This window comes from Micrococcaceae bacterium Sec5.1 (assembly GCA_039636795.1).
Lineage (GTDB): Bacteria > Actinomycetota > Actinomycetes > Actinomycetales > Micrococcaceae > Arthrobacter.
The window spans coordinates 641,784-662,729 of the sequence record CP143430.1; the positions used below are offsets into that span (position 1 = coordinate 641,784).

15 protein-coding genes are annotated in these 20,946 nt (G+C 59.5%); 10 read left to right on the plus strand and 5 right to left on the minus strand.

Annotation, left to right across the window (positions count from 1 at the left end):
* Positions 1 to 471: 471 nt before the first annotated feature.
* Positions 472 to 2,250 carry a hypothetical protein gene (locus VUN82_03230; protein XAS72888.1) on the minus strand — a complete coding sequence of 593 codons (1,779 nt, stop codon included), beginning with the start codon at positions 2,248 to 2,250 and terminating at the stop codon, positions 472 to 474.
* A 1,761-nt stretch (positions 2,251 to 4,011) separates the two neighbouring features.
* Between VUN82_03230 and VUN82_03235 the strand changes: the two genes are divergently transcribed.
* Positions 4,012 to 4,785 (plus strand): IclR family transcriptional regulator, encoded by a 774-nt coding sequence (locus tag VUN82_03235; GenBank protein XAS72889.1) that lies wholly within the window; start codon positions 4,012 to 4,014, stop codon positions 4,783 to 4,785.
* Here VUN82_03235 and VUN82_03240 read toward each other — a convergent pair.
* The 4 genes from VUN82_03240 to VUN82_03255 are packed head-to-tail and all read right to left on the minus strand — an operon-like array spanning position 4,782 to position 8,457.
* The gene (locus tag VUN82_03240) at positions 4,782 to 5,720 is read right to left on the minus strand and encodes an SMP-30/gluconolactonase/LRE family protein (GenBank protein XAS72890.1); all 939 of its coding nucleotides are present in this window, start codon (positions 5,718 to 5,720) and stop codon (positions 4,782 to 4,784) included. The genes VUN82_03235 and VUN82_03240 overlap by 4 nt on opposite strands.
* Positions 5,721 to 5,755: 35 nt before the next feature.
* Entirely contained in the window at positions 5,756 to 6,772 is a 1,017-nt protein-coding gene (locus tag VUN82_03245; protein XAS72891.1) for an alcohol dehydrogenase catalytic domain-containing protein, read from the minus strand.
* Between the two features lie 2 nt (positions 6,773 to 6,774).
* Positions 6,775 to 7,635, minus strand: coding sequence for a fumarylacetoacetate hydrolase family protein (locus tag VUN82_03250; GenBank protein XAS72892.1), 861 nt, complete (start codon positions 7,633 to 7,635; stop codon positions 6,775 to 6,777).
* Between the two features lie 48 nt (positions 7,636 to 7,683).
* On the minus strand, positions 7,684 to 8,457 hold the full coding sequence (locus tag VUN82_03255; GenBank protein ID XAS72893.1) for an IclR family transcriptional regulator: 774 nt from the start codon (positions 8,455 to 8,457) through the stop codon (positions 7,684 to 7,686).
* A gap of 166 nt (positions 8,458 to 8,623) precedes the next feature.
* On the opposite strand from VUN82_03255, the gene VUN82_03260 reads away from it, so the two are divergent.
* The 9 genes from VUN82_03260 (at position 8,624) to VUN82_03300 (ending at position 20,550) form a co-directional block, all read left to right on the plus strand.
* Complete coding sequence (locus VUN82_03260) at positions 8,624 to 10,339, plus strand: IlvD/Edd family dehydratase (GenBank protein XAS72894.1); 1,716 nt, start codon at positions 8,624 to 8,626, stop codon at positions 10,337 to 10,339.
* A gap of 40 nt (positions 10,340 to 10,379) precedes the next feature.
* Positions 10,380 to 13,181, plus strand: coding sequence for an FAD-binding and (Fe-S)-binding domain-containing protein (locus VUN82_03265; GenBank protein ID XAS74591.1), 2,802 nt, complete (start codon positions 10,380 to 10,382; stop codon positions 13,179 to 13,181).
* Positions 13,182 to 13,219: 38 nt separating this feature from the next.
* Entirely contained in the window at positions 13,220 to 13,897 is a 678-nt protein-coding gene (locus VUN82_03270) for an SDR family NAD(P)-dependent oxidoreductase (GenBank protein ID XAS72895.1), read from the plus strand.
* Between the two features lie 522 nt (positions 13,898 to 14,419).
* Entirely contained in the window at positions 14,420 to 15,382 is a 963-nt protein-coding gene (locus VUN82_03275) for a sugar ABC transporter permease (protein ID XAS72896.1), read from the plus strand.
* The gene (locus tag VUN82_03280; GenBank protein ID XAS72897.1) at positions 15,379 to 16,206 is read left to right on the plus strand and encodes a carbohydrate ABC transporter permease; all 828 of its coding nucleotides are present in this window, start codon (positions 15,379 to 15,381) and stop codon (positions 16,204 to 16,206) included. The genes VUN82_03275 and VUN82_03280 overlap by 4 nt, the downstream gene beginning before the upstream one ends.
* A gap of 103 nt (positions 16,207 to 16,309) precedes the next feature.
* On the plus strand, positions 16,310 to 17,590 hold the full coding sequence (locus VUN82_03285; protein XAS72898.1) for an extracellular solute-binding protein: 1,281 nt from the start codon (positions 16,310 to 16,312) through the stop codon (positions 17,588 to 17,590).
* A 185-nt stretch (positions 17,591 to 17,775) separates the two neighbouring features.
* Positions 17,776 to 18,918 carry a serine hydrolase domain-containing protein gene (locus VUN82_03290; GenBank protein ID XAS72899.1) on the plus strand — a complete coding sequence of 381 codons (1,143 nt, stop codon included), beginning with the start codon at positions 17,776 to 17,778 and terminating at the stop codon, positions 18,916 to 18,918.
* A gap of 142 nt (positions 18,919 to 19,060) precedes the next feature.
* A complete protein-coding gene (locus VUN82_03295; protein ID XAS72900.1) occupies positions 19,061 to 20,050 on the plus strand; it encodes an alpha/beta hydrolase fold domain-containing protein in 990 nt (329 codons plus the stop codon).
* A complete protein-coding gene (locus VUN82_03300; GenBank protein ID XAS72901.1) occupies positions 20,047 to 20,550 on the plus strand; it encodes a LacI family DNA-binding transcriptional regulator in 504 nt (167 codons plus the stop codon). The genes VUN82_03295 and VUN82_03300 overlap by 4 nt, the downstream gene beginning before the upstream one ends.
* Positions 20,551 to 20,946: the final 396 nt, after the last annotated feature.

Consider the following 20,946-nt stretch of genomic DNA (forward strand, 5'->3'; position numbering starts at 1 on the left):
TTCAGCCGAGCCTTCGGGTGTTCGCGCAGCAGGTCCATCAGGCGCGCCCCGCGGACTTTTGGTCGACGAGGGAGCTTTCCTCAAACTCAGGGGTTTCATCCGAGCGCGGCCGCGTGGAAGAGTGGACGTCAGGACTATATATGGGCGAACTCTTCGGACGTCCCGATGTGAACGTTAGAGCGGTGCTTCTCACAGCGGGCAACGGATCGTTCCGACTGGAAGTCATACAAGTCGACGCTCCGCCACTGGCAGTCAATCCGTCCGGGGCGCCGCCCGGCACGGCTCATGTGGCCTTTACCGGTACCAGACAAATGACCAAGAAGAGCAGAGGCGCTGCCCGGAGCTGACTACTCTCCGCCCAGCGCCTCTACCTACCCGCATTGCATCCCCGCGGGATCAGCCCCAATCGGTCCCACGAGCCCGGCCGCGGCCCCTTCTCTGCCTATTTCAGTAACCTCCAAGTGTTACGTTTCAGCGTGCCGGGGTGACGACGACCCTCACTCGGTCTACGTTCTGAATGACGTCGAATTTGTCCGTTGCGTCCCCTTCACGCTGTGAGCCGACGCGGATACTTGGAAAGTAAGTTCCCGTTGTGTTGAACATATGGGTCGAGCGCACTACTAAGGTGTCCTTGTTTGCCTCAAATGGTGCTGGCTCAAAGGTGCCGTCTCCGTCAAAGTCCCACTCGACAGACACAATCTTTCCGGCGTGCTGGGGCACTTGGATCTTCGCCTGGAGGTCGAATTCGGAACCTTGGGTGACCTCAATGCGATCACTGCCCCCACGTCCCGAAAGTTCTACGACAGGCTGAATACCAGCACGGACAGCCGCGTTGTCCGGGAGCCCGATCTGGTTATCCGCGGTGACCTGATACTGGGTTGAGCGCGGGGGTGCGATGCCTTTCTCGGCCCAAGCCGAGACGTCTTCGAGCGCCTGATAGATGACTGGCATATAGCCGACCAGGCGGGTGGCCTGTCCAGCCCTGTTGAACGGACCGTGATCGGCGTTATCGGTGTACCAGAGACGATATGAATCTTTAGCTGCACTGCCCATGGCCGCTGCCACGCGGTTTGCGTACCAATCAGCATGTACCGGGAAGGCGTCCGAGTCGAGGGTCGAGTCGAGGGCGATGACCTTTCCAGTAATTTTCCCGCTGAACGAGGCACCGCCTGTCACAAGGTTCGCAAGGAAAGGGCCCGGAGAGAATGCTCGCTGGGGATACAAGGGGGCGCCGTCGGGATTCCGATACTGATCAAACCCTGGGATGGCGCTCTCCTGTGCAGGAAGAGTGTAGCGGTGGTTGGCAATGAGAGCGAGCTGACTCCGACGGGTCGGATCTTGGGCGAGAGCGGCGCGGAAAAGCTCTCCGAGCGAGGAATCCTCCGTCCCGAGGTAGCCGGGCTTCGTCCAGAAGTCTTCGACGTAAGAATTGTCGAAGCCTTGAATGAAGGCCGCGGTCGAGGGGAGGCCGCCGGGATTAGCGACATAGTCGAAGTCTTCCCACGACTCCAAGGGAAGACCCAGTCTCGTAACTTCTTCGAGCGCAGCTTTCTGGACCGCATCCAGTCCTGCGTAGGGGTCCCCGCTGCCACCCGGGCGGAGAGCGTCAACAATCTGGTCCTTTTTGTCCTGAAGAACGAAGGCCGCGAATGCCCTGCTGGTGAAGTTTGCTGCCGATGATGTCGGGATGCCCTGAACAATGGGAACAGCACCCTGCCAAACGTTGCGGGTATTCTCGATGGCGCCGACCGTTTGGTAGGAACCGCCGCTCCATCCATAGAGATACCCGTAGATACTCTCGGACTTCACGCCGTAATACTCTGCTGCCACTGTTCTGGCAAACTTGGCCGCTGCTGCACTGTGCCGGTAGCCGAGCGCCCCGTCAGTCTGGACGGTGTAGCCGCCGTGGGCGGCGCCGAATTGAACGTTGTCGGCGGGTTCTTGGCCGTTAATGGGATAAGTGAACTGAAAGAACCGCCCCTCCCACTGACGTTTCGGAGGCAGGAAGATCTTGAACGTTGTACCCGGTCCCTCGAAATGTCCCTCGACCAGTAGCAGGCCATCGCTACTTGTTCTCTTGTCGATGACGGGAGTGCTGTAAGTGGGGTCGACGCATGTAGCGTCGACGGCAAACGGGCCTCCTGGCCTACTTGCTGAGCACTGCACGACAGGCTCGGCCGCGGTGGCCAGCGGTGCGGCGGCGCCTAGAACCAGGGCGCCTGTCAGGGCGGCAGTGATGAGTGGCTTCATAGCTTCTCCAGCTTCATTGGTGGTTGCGTCCCGAAGATTCAGGGTGGTGCCGTTTCGCGGGCGTTCGCAGGAACGTCATTCCGCAATAACGTAGGTGTGGCACCTCAGGACGACCTTAACCAGTTCAGGTACTATCGTCAATGTATTTGGAAGAAGGTTTCGTTTATCGGAATACGCGATGACTCGCCAGGGTGCGCGGCTAGTGGCCTTGATGGTGGGACGAATGCCGGGTCGAGGGCAACTACCCAGACATGTCGGAAGGAAAGATTTATGCAGAGTGCAACGCCAACGCCTCGGACCTTCGAACTACATAGCGATGCCCTCAAGGTACGCGTCGAGGATGTCGGGGCCCGCATTTCCTCCATCTTTCACCGGCAATCAGGTCTCGAATTGCTCGCACTGGCGGATCGGACGGGTGCCCCAGAAGCCGACGCCGACGAGGACCGCAAGGAAGAAAAGTGGCTCCGCCGGTTCGCAAGCGGTTGGCACGTTATGATCCCTCACGCCGGGGAGCCGCTAGTGGTCGACGGTGTCACGCACCCATTCCACGGAGAGGCACCCCGAAGACGTTGGTCCCTCACATCTGACGGAACCGAGATTCAGGCGACGGTGGACCTGGAATCCGTACCTCTGCGGCTAACCCGGACAATCCGGATCGATGCATCAACCGTATCCGTGAGGCAGGAGGTAAAGAACCTGGTTGATACTCCGGTGCGATTTGGCTGGGTGGAACACCCCGTCCTGAATGGAAAATATCTAAGCGGCCAGGAACTCCGATTTGGGGCGACTTCAAGTCATCGACCCACGCCAGTACTGCCTTCGCACGAGTCAGGGTTTTCGGACATCGACAGGAGCGGCGGGCGATGTGTAGTCGCCCTGCCGCTTCTGCGCCAGACGCTTGAGCTGGCCTGGGATGCTTCAGTGCTGCCGCATGCCTATGTTTGGCAGGAACGACAACACGTGTCCGGCAGCCCTTGGTACGGGCGCGTTGACGGGGTAGGAATCGAACCCGCCTCACATCCTTCAGGCCACCCGCCCGTCGGTCTCGGGCCCCACATCCTCGGACCAGGTAGCAGTCTCATTTCAACCATTAGTTTGAAGCTAACCCACTATGACCCACTAGTGGACGCGCGAAAACCCAGTCCATGACCCGTTACCCACGCTCCGATCGGCACCCTCATGTGGAATGGGACGGCCAGGACGGATACGCCGCGCCGTGCTACTTCAACCCAGGGAGACAGATCACTCAACTCCGGATGCACCCCAGCCTCCGCCAAGGCCCAGGACGTGACCGAGAGCATCCCTGCGTCATCCGGGATGGTTGCCAAGTAAGTTCCTCGACCGGTGCCTGTGCCTGCTGGGTTACTGCTGGCGCTCCCTTCAGACGGCCATCGGTAAAGGTGCCGATAACGTCCGCACCTAGAACACGCAGCTCCTCGCAAAAGTACTCTCCGCGGAGAGTGCCGAACGGGCCCCTGACCGACGCATGCGATTGCCCTGGCCTCACGCATGAGTCGTACGTCTTCTTTCCAGACTTCCTCTGGCCATTGCTCAGGGTTGTAGACTCCGCCGTAATACATAAGGTTTCCCTGTCGCTAGGCACAGTCGCCGAAGTTACTTTAAGGGGCAGGCTCGGCCCCGGTCAATATATTTGGAATAAAGTTCCTATAATTGGAATCTTCACCCCCGTTCACCGCCTCCTCCCGGAACGAAGGGGCGGTAAACTGTTCCAATAAACGACAAAAGGCATGGAGAGCTGAAATGAGCGAACAAAACGAGGATGAGAAGCTGGTTGGTGCTGACCGGGTGCTTGCCGTACTCATCGATCTGGCAGGCCATCCTCAAGGGGTTACATTGGACGAAATGGCCAATCGGCTGCAGAGTTCAAAACCAACCGTTCATAGAGCGCTCTCCGCCCTTCGCCGCGCGCATCTGGCAGAGCAGGTATCCCGTGGTGTCTACGTGTTGGGGGATGAGTTTATCCGCTTGGCCTTCCGCCACCACTCTGCCAAACCGGATGCGATACGGATCGAACCTGCTCTCCAAAAGCTGGCCCAGCAGTATGGGGAGACAGCCCATTATGCAGTCCTGGCAGGAACCGAGGTCGTCTATCGTGCCAAAGTTGACCCACCTGTGGGTTCTGTCCGCCTGACTTCAGAAGTGGGGGGACGTAATCCAGCCCATCGAACGGCGGTGGGAAAGATGCTTCTCAGCCGCGAGCTCAATAGCGAGGCTGAACTGGTCGACTGGCTGGGAGGGCAGCCACTGGAAGCGCGAACGCCCAACTCCATCACGACAATTCCTGCACTCTGGGCGGAGCTGGAAGCGACCCGCGACCGAGGCTATGCCATAGACGATCAGGAAAATGAGATCGGGTTGAACTGCGTCGCAGTACTGGCCGACCTGGGAACCCCCCAAATTGGTGCAGTCAGCGTAAGTGCTCTCGCTTTCCGCCTTCCGCTCGAAAAATTGATCGATGAGGTTCCGACAATCCGGGCAATCATCGCCGAGACACAGGCGATCCCCGCGGCCTAGGAATGTCCCGGAGGCACACTGGCTGCAGCTGAGGATTGTTGAGAGCTCCAGTACGGGGAACGTGTCGACCCTTCCCATCGGGGTGTCTGGCAGCCCGTGGCGTCGGGGCGGGCCACGTGCAGGAAGCCGGATTCATCCCGCTCGGGATGGGCCAGCCCCGTGGTTGCTGACGTGATGGCAAGAACATCCAGGTCCGCTCCGACGAAGGCCGGACACGTCGTCTGAGGGGCGTTGACATTCACCGTTTGAAGGACGGTGCCGTCCGCCGTGTATTGACGCACGACGCCGGCGCCCCACTCGGCAATCCAAAGGTTGCCGTGGTCATCAACTGTCAGCCCATCGGGAGTGCCCTCAAAACCAGTAATTACCTCGGTCCATGCTTCCTCCTGGTCAAAATCGCCTGGCCCGTAGGAATGCGAGCTGACCGTTCCGACGAGGCTGTCAACGTGATAAACGGTTCCGCCGTCAGGGGAGAACCCTATTCCGTTGGACAGGGAGATACGCGATCGAAGAACCTGGCTTCGGCCATCGGGCTCAATCCGGAGAAGAATTTCCTTTTTTCCCGGATGGTTTAGGGACAGGGAGCCGATAATGAATCGGCCTTGAGGATCTACCGCGCCGTCGTTCCAGCGGACGTCAGTTCGGTCACCGAAAAGATCGGGTCCGGTCGAAACTTCTCCCTCAGGTGAAATTGACACCAATGAACGCGTTCCGGCAGCAAGCATACCGCCGTCCTCGGACAGGGCTACGGCCCCCACGAAGCCGCCTAAGGTTAGTGATGACGTCACTATGACTTCATCATTCGAAAGCATCCCCCGGTTAATTTTTCCGTTGAGGATGTCCACCCACACGATTTCCTGGGTGCGCTCGTCCCACAGGACACCTTCCCCGAGAAGGTCCCGGCTTGCGGTCGCTGCGCGCGCGTATAGTGTCATGGTTTCCTTCTTAGCGCTTGGCACTGGCGCCTCTGCTAGGGGAGGCGTGGATCGACCTGGAGTTTGGGGCCGGGGCCCGCCTGGGGAGTCTTCTTGCCGGCGAAGGCATCGGCGAGCCCTTCAAGTCCGACTGTGGAGTGCACCAGCGGCCGGGGGTCAACAGAGCCGTCAGCGAATCGCTGGATAGTTTCTGCAAGACCGCCGGATGCCCCAAGAATTCCGACGGCGGTGACGTCCTTCAGTGCCAGGTCCCGGGTGTCGATGAGGCTTGGGGTGCCGGACAAACCCACGTAAACCACGCGCTTGCCCGGTTCAACGAGCCTCAACGCCGCAGCGGGGAGTGAGGGCGCATTGGAGGCGTCGATGACCGCATCGAAGGGCAGGGCGGGAAGGTTCTCTCCTGACCAGACTCCGGCGAAGCCGAAGGTCCTGGCGAATTCGAGTGATGATGCAGACCGCCCCAGAAGGTGAACTTCTGCCTTCTCCGTCTTGGCAAACATCGCGGCCAGGAGGCCAATGGTGCCGGCGCCGGTGACAAGCACGCGGTCGCCGGGCTGAAGGTTGGCAGCCTGGACTGCACGCAGTGCGTTCCCGCCTGGTTCGACCATTGCCCCGGACACGTCGTCAACAGAATCAGGCAACAGATGCAGGGAGCTGGCAGGGACTACAAGCTGTTCCGCCAAGGCTCCCGGCCATCCGTTCCGGACTCCTACCTCGTACCGGAGGTCGCAGACGTGATGGCGTCCCGTCAGGCATCTGTGGCAGGAACCGCAGCCAAGCATGGTATCGCCGGTGGTTCTTTGGGCTAGGAGTTGTTTACTTACCCCGTCACCCACTGCAGAGATGGTTCCGCACCACTCATGGCCCAGCTGGATGGGGTAGGCTGCGAAGCCCTCTTTGAGATAGGCCATTTCGCCGGTGAAGAGCTCGATGTCGGTGCCGCAAACTCCGACACGGCTGACATCAACAACGACCTGGCCCGGCCGGGCCTTGGGCGGTGCAACGTCTTGGACTTCAGCTTCACCTGGCCCGGTGACGATAAATGCCCGCATTGTCAGCGTGCGCCGATGACTTGCTGGCGTTGCTGTCCAAGCTGACTGATACCGAGCTCCATGACATCATTGGGCTGGAGCCAGACCGGTGGCGTGAAGCCCATGCCCACACCTGGCGGAGTGCCGGTATTAATAAGGTCTCCAGGCTCGAGCACCATGAATTGGCTGAGGTGATGCACGATGAAGTGCGGATCGAAAATCATGGTGGATGTTGATCCGGTCTGGCGGCGAATTCCGTTGATGTCCAGCCACATGTCCAGATTCTTCACGTCGTGGATCTCGTCTGCCGTGGCTAGCCAAGGGCCGCAAGGATTGAATGTCTCTGCGGACTTCCCCTTTGCCCATTGACCGCCGCGTTCCATCTGAAACGCACGCTCACTGACGTCGTTCACCAGGACGTAGCCGGCGATAGCGTTCGCGGCGTCTTCGACTGAGTCGAGATAGCTCGTGCGCTGGCCGATGACGATCCCCAGCTCCACTTCCCAATCAGGTTTGGTCGAACCCCGCGGAATCCGGACATCATCGTAGGGTCCCACCAACGTATTGGGTGACTTGGTAAACAGGATGGGCTCGGCGGGAACTGCCTGGCCAGTTTCGGCTGCATGATCGCTGTAATTCAGGCCGATGCAGAGGATTTGATGCGGGCGGGCGATGGGGGACCCAATTCTTTCCCCGTCGAACGCAGCAATAGTGCCGGCTGCTGTCCTGTCGGCGACGAGGCGGGCCAACTCGGGCAGCCTGTTCTGACCGAAGAACTCCTCGTTGAAATCATCAACGACATCAGAGACATCTACATAAGTTTTCTCATCGACGCGGACAACGGGTTTCTCTCGGCCGGCCGGGCCGATGCGCATGAGGAACATGTCAACAAACTCCTGGTTTAGTGGGGCGAATTGGGGCTGGTTCAGTTATTAGGCGGCGGTGCCGGTCTGCGATCTGCCGGAAACAATCGCCCGGATGGCATCAATATCATCCACAAGACGCTTCAAGGGTGTCCGGTGAGCGAGAGCGCTGATACTGATGGCACCGCTTGGCCTCGTCGGTGACGAAAAATGCGCGGCCAGTGCTATGCAGTTCAGCCCCGGTTCGTTTTCCTGATCATCCACGGCGTAGCCCTGCTCACGAATCTGCTTGAAGGCTGCGTGCAGTTCCGTCGGCGTTGCCAGTGTCTTGCGCGTCGGCTTAGCCAAGGGGCGGTCACCTATCCATTGTGTAATGGAATCGACGTCCGGAAGGGCATAAGCCAGCAGCAGTTTTCCGACTCCGGTTGCATGTGCCGGATTGCGGCCTCCCACGACTGAAGTCAGTTTCATTGCGCCGCTTGGCGGGTCCACCTTTGAGCGGTATACAACGTCCCGTCCTTCCAGGACGGCATAATGAACGGTCTCGCCGAAGCGGTCCGAGAGCTGCTGCAGAATGGGTTGGGCGCGCAGATGATCAGGGCGTGCCTCGTGATGAGTGAACGCAATCCGCAGAAATTCGTCGCCCAAGAGGTAATGGCCGTGGAAATCCTGTGTAGCCAGGCCACTGCGGCGGAGGGATGCGAGCGCCCTGTGGATGGTTGGCTTGGGGCTGTCGATGAGACGCGACAGGTTTTCCAGACTTATCCCGTGAGGGTGGTTCCCCAGCTCAAGGAGCACAGCCAGTACCCTATCGGACCCTACGAGCCGCTTCTCTTCTCCCATGGGCGTCCTCTCTGCTCTAAGAGGCAGGCCCGCCCTGGCTCTTATTCAAAATATTAGACTGATGATCCACCAATTGGAAAGCTGAGGGTGTGGGTTGCCGTCACGAAGACTAGTCTCTAGTATTCAGACTAGTTGAACGCAGATCCATCAAGTGGAAAGTAGGCTCATGGGCGAGCTCCGCACCTCCCAGTGGTACGCCGGCAATGACCGGAATGCTTATATCCACCGCGCTTGGATGCGAAGAGGAACCCCTGAAGATTCGTTTGAGGGAAAACCTCAAATTGCCATCGCCAATACGGCGTCGGATCTAACTCCTTGCAACGCACATCTGGATGAAGTGGCACAGCACGTAAAGATGGGAATTTGGGAAGCCGGCGGCGTTCCCCTCAACATGCCTGTTGTGTCCCTGGGTGAGACCCAGGTCCGGCCAACTGCCATGCTGTGGCGGAACATGTCAGCGATGGCCACCGAAGAGATGCTTCGGGCCAACCCCGTTGACGGGGTTGTACTCCTGGGCGGCTGTGACAAGACCATCCCTGCGCTGCTTATGGCAGCCGCTTCGGTAGGGATCCCGGCTGTGGTCGTACCCGGGGGGCCGATGGCCACGGGCACGTTCCGGGGACAGGCCTTGGGTTGCGGCACGGACGTTTGGCGTCTCAGCGAGGAAGTCCGTGGCGGTGAACTTTCCAATAGGGACTTTATGAAGTCCGAGTCCTCCATGATCAGAAGCCGAGGACACTGCAACACCATGGGTACTGCCTCCACGATGGCGCTGGTGGCTGAGGCGCTGGGAATGGTACTTCCCGGCCTGGCCGGAACTCCGGCGGTGGACAGCAATCTGCTGTCCGGGTCCCATGAAACCGGCCGGTTGATTGTGGAAATGGTCGCCCATGGACGCACTCCGCAGGAACTGCTGACGAGGGAGTCATTCCTGAACGCAATCGTGGCACTTGCCGCCATTGGCGGTTCCACCAACGCCGTCGTGCACTTATTGGCGATTGCCGGAAGGCTGGGAGTTGAATTGTCCATTGATGATTTCGACCGTGTCGGCTCCTCAGTTCCTTTGCTGGTTAACCTGCAGCCGTCTGGACGCTATCTGATGGATGACCTGCACCGCGCCGGCGGATTCCTTTCCGTCTTGCGGGAGGTTAAGGACCTGCTGCACCCTGAAGCGCTGACTGTTACGGGAGAACCGCTGGTCAGTTACCTTGATGATGCCAGGATTTGGGACGAAGAGGTCATTCGCCCAAGGGAGAACCCGCTGTTGTCGGAGGCTGGCATCGCCATCCTTCGAGGCAACCTCGCCCCGGGCGGTGCTCTTATCAAACCAGCTGCCGCCTCGCCGCATCTGCTTGAGCACCGTGGGCCTGCAGTTGTGTTCGACAGCATTGAAGACTTGCATGCCCGCATCGATGACCCGGATCTTGACGTTGACGAGAACTCCGTGTTGATCCTGCGCGGTTGCGGTCCAAAGGGCTATCCGGGAATGCCTGAAGTTTCCAACATGCCGCTGCCCAAGAAGCTGCTGGCGAAGGGCGTTCGGGACATGGTCCGGATCTGTGATGGCCGGATGAGTGGAACCGCCTACGGGACTGTTGTGCTGCACGTGACACCGGAGGCCGCTGCCGGTGGCCCGCTGGCCATCGTGCGGACGGGTGACATGATCCGTCTTGACGTCGTGAACCGGACTTTGGACATTGAAGCCGAGCCGAAAGAACTGGCAGAGCGCCGCCCTAGCGATGCCGCAGCGGAGGGTTACGCCAAACCCGTTCGTGGCTGGGAACGGCTCTATGTGGATCACGTTCTTCAGGCTGACACCGGCGTCGACCTTGATTTCCTGACTGGCGCATCCGGCCCGGAGGTGTCCCGTGAATCCCACTAAGTCGGTGCTGGAACCCCCGTCCAGGGCGAACCGGGCCTTGATGGAATCGTTGAATCAGGCGGTCCAGGGAAAGGTGCGTGCACGGATATCGGACCGGCTGGCTTATGCACATGATGCGTCGCATTACCTTCTGACACCGCTTGCCGTGGTCACACCCACATCCGCCCGCGAGGTCGGAGACCTGTTTAAAGCCTCGTTGCACCACGGCGTGCCACTGACTTTCAGGTCAGGCGGCACCAGCCTTAGCGGCCAGTCCTCAACCGACGGCGTCCTTGTCGACACCCGGAGTAACTTCCGCGGTCTCTCGGTCCTCGAAGGCGGCGCGAGGATCAGGTGCGAACCCGGTGCGACCGTGCGGCAGGTGAACGCCAGGCTCGCCGTCCATGGACGGAAGTTGGGACCAGACCCAGCCAGCGAGTCTGCGTGCACCGTTGGCGGTATTGTGGCCAACAATTCCAGCGGCATGGCCTGCGGAACCGAGAACAACACCTACCACACTCTGGACTCCGCAGTCCTGGTGCTGGCGAGCGGGACGGTCGTGGATACGGCGGCTCCTGACGCCGGCATGGCGCTCCAGGATGCAGAACCTGAACTTCACTCCGGCCTTTTGCGCCTGCGGGACCAGATCAGAAGCGACCCTGGCCATGTCAGGCGGATCGAAGAGCTCTACGCCATCAAGAACACCATGGGATATGGGATGAATTCATTCCTGGACTTTGATGACCCGGTGGACATCCTCCTGCATCTGGCAGTGGGAAGTGAAGGGACCCTCGCCTTCATCGCAGAAGCGACGTTCCGCACCATTGCCCTGAAGCCGCACACAGCCACGGGCCTGCTGTATTTCCGAAGTTTGGCAGACGCTACCGCCTCGCTCCCGGCATTGGTCGAGTCTGGCTTCGCCACCATCGAATTGCTTGACTCCACATCACTGCTGGTAGCCCAGCAGGACCAGGGAGCAGATGAAGAGCTCCGGGACCTCCGGGTACAAGGTCATGCCGCCTTGCTGGTCGAGTTCCAGGAGGAAAGTCCGGCGGAACTCCAAGAAGCGATCATCGGCAGCGAAGCCGTACTTGCGGCCCTTCCCTTGGAAATCCCGGCCCGGCTGACGACTGACTCCCAGCGACGTGCCGCTCTGTGGAATATCCGTAAAGGCCTGTACGCGAGCGTGGCTGGAAACCGGCCATCAGGAACCACAGCGCTGTTGGAGGACATCGCCGTCCCAGTGGCCAAACTTCTGCCTACCTGTCAAGGGCTGGTGGCGCTCTTCGAAAAGTACGGCTACGACAGCGCCGTGATCTTCGGGCACGCAAAGGACGGCAACATCCACTTCCTGCTCAATGAAAGGCTCGAAGAGCACGGCGAAGGTTCAACCCTTCAGCGATACGCCGACTTCACCGAGGAAATGGTTGACCTGGTGCTGTCCAACGGGGGAACTTTAAAGGCCGAACACGGAACGGGCCGGATCATGGCTCCTTTCGTGCGCCGTCAGTATGGGGACCAGCTGTATCAATTCATGCGGGACATCAAAAGCCTGTTTGACCCAGAAGGAATCCTGAACCCGGGCATTCTTCTTAATGATGACCCGACGTTCCACCTCTCGCATCTAAAGACCTCCCCGCCGGTGGAAAAAGAAGTGGACCGCTGTGTCGAGTGTGGTTACTGCGAGCCCGTTTGTCCCAGCAAAGACATAACTCTTACACCACGACAACGGATAGTTCTGCGCCGCGAAATTGCCCGTGCAGAACTACAAGGCCAAAGCCAGCTGAAAGCACAGCTGGAAAAGGAATATGAGTACGACGGCATCGATACCTGCGCTGTGGATGGCATGTGCCAGACCGCCTGCCCCGTTCTCATCGACACAGGCGAGCTGGTTAAACGCCTGCGCTCCGAAAGCCGTTCCCGCGTTGAGCAGACAGCTTGGAAGGCGGCTGCCGGGAATTGGGGGGCTGTTTCCAAACTTGGCGGCTTGGCTCTGACAGCAGTCAAACATCTCCCGCCGCCGTTGGTAACGGGGGCTTCCGAAGCAGCAAGGATCGTCGTCGGCCGCGAGCAGATACCGAGGTGGGACGCGGACCTGCCCGCCGGCGGTTCTGTTCGCCGCCCTCTGGCTGCAACGGAACCGAAGGCGGTCTACCTGGCGGCATGCATCAGCACCATGTTTGGTCCAGCATCCGGAAGCCAAGGAGTGGCATCTGCATTCCTGGAGCTGTGCAGCCGTGCAGGGGTTGAAGTCACGGTTCCGGCGGGAATTACTGACTTATGCTGCGGCACGCCCTGGAAGTCCAAGGGCATGACAGACGGATACGACGTGATGCGCAGAAAAGTGTTGCCGGTGCTGCTCGAGGCAACCCGCAACGGGGAATTGCCCATCGTGTGTGACGCGGCATCCTGCACCGAGGGGCTCGAAAGGCTCCTGGCCGTCGTGGGAGAAGAGCCCCGCCTGCGCACCCTGGATGCGGTTGCCTTCGTCGATGAACACGTGCTCGCGCATTTGCCAAAGGGCAGCCCCTTCGCCAGCCTGTCATTACACCCGACGTGCTCCTCGACACGAATGGGCCTTAACCCTGCCTTGGCCCGTGTGGCAGCAGTAGTGGCTGACGAAGTAGTCATTTCCGAAGACTGGGGCTGCTGCGCCTTTGCCGGGGACAGGGGAATGCTCCGTCCTGAACTCACAGCCTCCGCGACCGCAAGGGAAGCGCGCTCGGTCAATGCACGCCCTTTTGATGCCTATGCATCTGTCAACAGAACCTGCGAGATGGGCATGACCCGGGCTACGGGGCACGAATACCGCCACATACTCGAACTTTTGGCATCAACAACCTCAAAAACAACAACCAAGTGATCCCTGCCCGGGCAGAGGGTCCAGACAAAGGACAAATCATGGCGCGCAAAGCGGTCATTACAGGAGGCATCAGCGGCCTCGGCGCAGCCTGCGCAGAACGCCTGGCAGCCGACGGCATCGAGATCATTACTGTCGACATCTGTGAGGGAGCCGACGTCGTTCTGGACATCGCCGATTCCGCAGCGGTTGGACATGCCGCAGATGCCATCGGGCCTGTGGACATACTCATCAACAGCGCCGGCATCGTGGGCCCAAACAAGCCCTTCTGGGAAGTAAGCGATGAGGACTGGAAACGCACCTTCGCCGTTAACGTGGACGGCACGTTTAACCTCTGCCGGGCATTCGCCCCCGCCATGGCAGAGAAGGGGTGGGGACGAATTGTTAACTTCGCCAGCATGGCAGGGAAAGACGGCAACCCAAACATGGTGGCGTACTCGGCTACGAAGGCCGCAGTAATAGGGTTGACCAAGACCATGGGCAAAGACCTGGCCAAACGCGGCGTACTGGTCAATGCCATCGCGCCGGCGGTCGTTGCGACCCCGATGAACTCGTCAACGGCCCCCGCCGTCCTTGAGCACATTACCAGCCTGATACCCATGAACCGCGTGGGCCGGCCCGAAGAGGTAGCTGAACTAGTAGCCTGGCTGGCTTCTGACAAGTGCAGCTTTTCAACGGGGGCTGTCTACGACATCTCGGGCGGCCGCGCCACGTATTAACAGACTGAGAGCCTGCCACCCATCCTGCCGATCCTGCCATCCGAGTGCTTCGAAGTCGACGAAGGTCCGTCCTGGGGGGTATGGGGGTCGTCGTGGCGCATCTTTCGCGGCGGAAGGAAGGAGACTACCTGCATGGTATGGATTAGCCGCCCCTGGGGCGCCCGGTTCGGACGCCCAATTGCGCCACCGGCTTGTCCATGGGGAAGCGGTGGCTGCGCGCAGGCTTGCACCCTGTCTGAGCGTCGGCTGCCTGAAAAAAGTACTCGCGCGGGGTGGTCATTTTCAGCTGGTTGGAACTATACTCCAATAAGCGGAACTGTTGTAAACTAAACCTGAAGCAGCGGGGAGCCCCGGTGGCAACACCTACCCCTTGGTTCGGGCAAGTCATTGCAAGTAATTGATACGTTCCACTTAATTTAGAAATCCGCGAAACATAGCTTTTTTACGCGAATCGCCAAAGCTACGCCGAAGCTCGTAACCCGGCAGCTTGTGCGAGATCGCACAGGAGCACGAAGGAGTGTCATGTCGTCCAGTGGTGTCGAAGTTCCCACACGTAGCGGGGTGCCCCCTGTGGCTAAGGAACTAGCGAAGTCTGCTCGCAAGCGCAGCCGTGTTCGTTCTGTGGGACGCGACCTTTGGTGGTTGATTCTGCCCGGCGCGGCTGTTTACCTCTACGTGGTTGTTGTGCCTACCGTTCAGGGTCTCCAAGCCGCTTTCACTGACTGGTCGTTCGCGACCGTGGGCGCACCGAATTTTACGGGACTTGAAAACTTCACCCGCATTTTCAACTCGGACGCAGGCCCCGCGGTGTTCCGCACCCTCCAGTTGGCCTTCGTCGTCGTGGTTGGACAGAACGTCATCGGTTTAGCCCTCGCGCTTCTGTTCAACGGGCGGGTGTTCGGACGCAACGTGCTGCGCACCATCGTTTTCGCCCCCATGGTCGTCTCGTCGCTGGTTGTTGGTTACCTGTTCAAGTACATATTCGGCCCACCTGGTGTAGGTGGAGTCAACCAGGTCCTGGCTGCTCTCGGTCAGGGGCCCGTCGACTTTCTCGGTAATCCAACGACGGCAATGGTTATCATCATCGTCACCATTCTTTGGCAGTCGATCGGTGGCAACATGGTGATCTACCTGGCTGGACTCCAAGGCGTGCCATCTGAACTCGAGGAGGCAGCTGCCCTTGACGGCGCAGGGTATTGGAAGAGGTTCTGGTTTGTCGTCCGTCCCCTGCTCGCCCCTGCTATCACCATCAACCTCATGCTCGGACTCATCGGCGGATTGAAGATTTTTGACCAGATCTTTGCGCTTACCAACGGCGGCCCCGGTAATCAGACGCAGACCATCGCGACGCTCATTTACGCCTATTTCTCCCAGTACGCCGACTACGGGCGTTCGGCCGCTCTCGCCCTTCTCCTCGCGGTCGGCATCGCGATCCTCTCCATCATTCAGTTCTCGGTCCTACGTCGCCAGGAGCGCAATTCATGAAAACAACAGGCCTTTGGAGCCGTTTCGGTGCCAACCTCACCGCCTACGGGTCGACGCTCCTTTTCCTTCTCCCGGTCTACGTCCTCATCAACCTGTCGATCCGGCCCACTGACGACCTAACACCGCCAGTCATCCCGAGTTCCCGCCCCACGTTCGAGAACTTCATCACCGCCTGGACCACTTCGCCACTGCCGGGATCAATCGTCACCAGCCTGATCGTCACGTCGATCTCGTGCCTCGTGGTGCTCGTGATCGGTACGATGGCGTCCTACCCGCTGGCCCGGTCAACCTCTCGCCTCTCAACCGGAACTTTCTACTTCTTCATGATCGGCTTACTGCTGCCTTTCCAGCTGGCGCTCATACCTCTCTATATCCAGATGCGGGATTTGGGACTTCTCGGCACGGTATGGGCACTCGTCATCGTCTACAGCGGCGTGCAGTTGCCGTTTACAGTCTTCCTGATAACCACGTTCTTAAGGGCAGGCGTCCCACTTGATTATGAGGAAGCCGCCCAGATCGACGGGTGCAGTCCGCTGATGGCCTTCTGGCACGTGGTCGTCCCGCTGCTTCGCCCGGCCCTGGGCACCTGTGTCATCCTCAACAGCGTTGGAGTGTGGAACGACTTCTTCACGCCCCTGATCTACCTCTCGGGCAGCGGTCAGGTGACCATTCCCATGGCGATTTTCCAGTTCGTCGGGCAATACACCACGAACTGGCCACTCATTTTCGCGTCCTTGCTGATCTCGATGGTCCCAGTTCTGACGCTCTACCTGCTATTCCAGCGGTACGTAATCCAGGGATTCGCTGGTGGGCTGAAGGGATGATCCCCAGCCCGCAAGCGCATGAAATCCGGTGCTATCACCGGGTCGTTCCACCAATCACTGCACCACTAGTCACAACACCCACTTCACAGGAAGAGAACGATCGATGAAGATCCACAACCGAATCGTGACCGCCGCCATAGCTACCCTCACGGCAATCAGCCTTGCAGGATGCGTCGGCGGGGGCTCCGCTAACCCCGGCACAAATAACCAGGCCAGCGGCGGTGAGCCCAGCGGCACCCTGACCGGTCTGTTCTCATCGATTTTCAAGGATACCTATGAACAGATCGCAGCGGACTTCAAGAAGAAGTATCCCAAGGTTGACGTGAAGTTCGACTACCAAGGTGGCGACATCGGCGCTCTCGCGATGACACAGCTACAGGGCGGCACGGCCCCTGACATCCTGACTTCGTTCCCAGGCGGCAACAAAAATGATGCCGCCGACACCGTCGCCTCGCTGGCCGCCTCCGGGCGCATCGCCCCACTCGAAGCGCCCTGGACGAAGGATGTCCCGGATGCCTGGAAGCAAGCAGTTAACTACGAAGACAAAACCTATGCCTACCCCGGAGCTCTTCAGCCGCTCGCTGCAGTCTTCAACAAGAGCAAACTCGACGAGCTCGGCTTGAAGATCCCGACGACCCTGGACGAGGTCTATCAACTCTGCACGGCCGCGAAGGGCGAAGGTGTCTACGCCTACTCGCTTGGCCTCGGAGATCCTGCCGGTCCGCAGATGTTGACCTACAGCCAGCTCGGGACTCTCGAACCAGACCCCGCAAAGTTTGATGCCGACATGGCCGCCGGGAAGACAAAGTACGCTGATTCCGTATGGGTCAAGCAGTTCGAAATTTACAAGAAAATGGGCGACCAGGGCTGCTTCGGTGACGGCGCGCTCGGCCGCTCCCGCGACCAGGCCGGTGAAGAAGTGGCAAAGGGCGCCGCGCTTGCCACAGTCGACGTCGGTGCGGCAATGGCACCGATACAGAAAAAAGCGCCCGGCAGCAGCTTCGAAGTGGCGCCTATGCCGGCGACGAATAATGCTGCGGACACGAAAGTTGTCGCGCTGCCAGGCTTTGTCAATACCGTCAACGCCAAGGCGAAGAACCCCACGGCCGCACAGGCGTTCCTCGCCTTCATGGGCGAGGCTCAGCCATCAGTAACCTACGCCAACGGCTTTGCCTCTGTGCCCGTGCTCCCGAACGATGCCTACAAAGCCCCGAAAGAGCTCACCGCGTTCGCTGACCTCATCAAACGCGGCGCCTACCAGCCGCTGGGCAGCGTACAGGCCGAAGTCCAGGCCCAACTTAATCAGACCATTCAGTCGCTGATCCTCGGTGAAAGCACGCCGCGCCAAGTCGCTGAAAAGCTGGATTCTGTATACAAGAAATAACTAAACCGCCGATCGGGCTCCGCATATGCGTGGCCCGATCGGTGCTTCCAGGATCCTTTTGAGAACGACTTGCCGGGGATTCCAATTAATTGAAATTGTCGGCTACCGAGGATTGCCTTTCATGCGCGGGTTGACCGGTCAGGGAGGGTGACCACGGCGGGTAGGCGGCTAGTGGAGGGTAACCCATGACAGAGCAAACGGGCATTGTGGACTTGGGCTACGAGACAGTGGCCGACGCGTTTTTCGCCACGGTACGGGACGACGAGCGAAGCGGCGCCGGATTATCCATCTGGAAAGACGGCCGGCAGGTAGTAGAACTCTGGGGCGGAGTTGCTGATTATCGCACCGGCCGCGAATTCGCTCCTGAAACGCTGTCGGTAGTTTTCTCTTGCACCAAGGGCCTTGCGTCCATCCTGATCGGAATGCTGATTGAACGCGGGCAGATTCCTTCGCTCGAAACCCCCGTGGCGCAGCTGTGGCCGGAGTTTGCACTCCATGGCAAAGAGCGTGTCAGCATTGGAGACGCCTTGGGGCACCGGGCTGGGCTTTCCGCGACGCGGGAGGATGTTCCGCCGCATGTCGCTTGGGACAGTCTGGCTCTTGCGGACATTCTTGCAGCCCAGAAGCCGCTGTGGAGCCCGGGCAAGAATCATCAGTACCACACCGTGAGCCACGGTGCACTCACCGCGAAGATGGCGCTGCTCGCAGCCGGACAGTCTATAGGAAAGACCTTTACTGAGCTGATTGCCCGGCCACTGGACGCTGATACCTGGATAGGTCTTCCGAAATCTGAAGAGGAACGCGTAAGCCATCTCATCGAAGATCCACAGGACGAACCGGACACGTCCGCCCTCACGGATCAACAGCGCCACGACACGTACTGGATAGAACGCGCGGCGAATCTTAACGGCCCAATAGGCCCGAACCAATACAACCGGCCAGAGGTCCATAAGCTCGAACTGCCGGGGGCCGGCGGCATATCCACTGCCCGCGGCCTGGCAAAGATCTGGTCCGCGACCGTAACGGAAACAGACGGAGTCCGCCTGATCAACCATGAAACGGTACGTGACCTCAGCGCCCCGAGGAGCGAAGGACCTCCATACTTCCTCGGCGACCCGCCTTATCAGGCCTGGGGGGCAGGCGTCATGATTCCCTCGGATTGGCAAAGATACCTTTCCCCCAAATCATTCGGTCATGACGGAGCAGGTGGTCAAACCGCTTTTGCCGACCCAACGGCAAAAATCGGCTTCGCCTATGTAACAAACCGCATGGGCGACTTCGAACGAGGGCAGTCAGTCATCCGGGCATTAGCGAAAACTCTGGAATAGCCGAGCCTCCATACGGCAACGGGCGGGCGGACTCTTTGCCAGCCTGCGGATAGACATAGAGCACGCTGTGGAGCAGCTCAAGCAGCCGAGCCTTTGAGCACGAATTATTGACCATTGCTAGGAATTAGACAGGAGCGATTTCATGCCACTTGATCCTTACTTCACTTCGGGGGTCGAATTTTTGCGGGGGCTGGCACCTGAGGAAGCGGCCGATCCCGCCGTGCCCTCACGCCTGGCTGAGCATTTTGTGGCAGCCAGGGAATGGGCAGTTCCGGACATTGAGGTCCAGGACACCACTGTTCCCGGCAGGGAAGGGCAAATACCTGTTCGCATCTATCGTCCGCGAGGGCCAATTCGTTCATGTGTGATGTGGTTGCACGGAGGTGGATTCGCCTATGGGGATCTGGACATGCCTGAAGCCCACATGGTCTCTGCCGAAATTGCCTACAGGGCTAATGCGTTCGTCGTCTCCGTTGACTACCGCCTTGCCAAGAACGGCATCCACTACCCGGCGCCGGTCGACGATGCTGAAGTGGTGTGGTCCTGGCTGAATGGACTGCCAGAAGCCGGCCTCGGGCCAATAGCGTTGGGCGGTGCAAGCGCGGGAGCGGCCATCGCGCTGTCTACTGCCTTGAGGCTCCGGCGATTGGGTTCGGTCCAGCCTTCCGAGCTGCTGCTCGCATACCCCTTCCTTCATTTCCCCGTCCCAGCTCTGGATGATGCTACGGCCTTGGAAATGCAGAGGTTGCCTGCCCTAATGCGGTTCACTCCTGAATCGATCGCAGCCATGGTTCGGAACTACGTCGGCCGGATCTCCGACTTGCCGCTTGAAGCGATGCCGGGTGCTGCCGATCTCAGCGGGCTGCCCCGTACAAGAGTCCTGGTTTCGGAACTCGACGATCTGCGACCGTCCGCCGAACTCATCGTCACACAACTTTCCGAAGCAGGCGTACCGGTCGAAACCTACCTGGCCGCAGGAATGCCGCACGGTCATCTCAACCAGGGCCCTTCCATAGACGAAGTCAGCCGCTCGCTCGATTTCTTCGTGCAAGCGCTTAAGGAGGGACAGCCCGCCCGGTGGGCCGAGCAGAAAAGTGCCAACCTGACCAAGCCAGCAGGGGGAGCGAAATGAAATTTCAGGCCAGGATGTCCGATGTCGCCTATGCCGCTGGTGTAGGAATCTCGACCGTTTCCAATGTGCTGAACCATCCCTACAAGGTCGCGGCCTCTACCTTGGAGAGGGTCGAACGGGCTATCGCTGATTTGGACTTCCAGCGTTCAGAAGAGGCGGTTAAGCTCAGGCTTGGAAAGCGCGCCAAACCAAACCGTTCCTGCGCCGGTGGCGTCGCCACTCTGACCGATTCTGGCCCCACTGCGACGCCGGGCGAGGCTCCAGGCGAGGTGCATGCCGCCACGCCGTCTCCCGTGGAATCTCTGAGCCTTGGAACCCGGGCCGAAATCGTGGAGGACGGGCGGGTAGTAGGAAGCGGCATTGTTGATGCGAGCATGCCAGATGGGTCCGCTGTTTGGCTTTGGATGGACTGCGGAGGCGGAAGGCGGCTGATCTCCAGTCACGATGGTCTTGAATTAAGGGCGTCACAGAATCACGGCAGTGGGCCTGGAGCTTCCTAAACAGGACCTGCAGCGGGATTTATCACCCTCGTGGCTGGTCCGAGGGTGCACCGGTAATTTGGTGCTGATGGCGTACAGGAATGTATCGATTTCCTGCTCAGCTCAGGTGGCATCAGCTGCTCGCGCACCCAGGGCCTGTTCTTTCTGCCAGCTAAAGGATGCCGTTTATACATGAGCAGGTCCAGATCAGGCTTATTACAGAGCAGACTCCCGGCGCCGTTTGCGCCGGGAGTCTTTCCGTCTGAACCACGCCGGGCAAGTCATCCTTGGCGACAACGGCGGTGCCGGCCGCGACTTCAAAACGCCTCGTATTCGGCGCCGGGATATGGCATAACTGACACCAACGGGCGAGGCAAATCTCCCTAAATCATTGGAATTACTCGTCTTAGGCCAAGA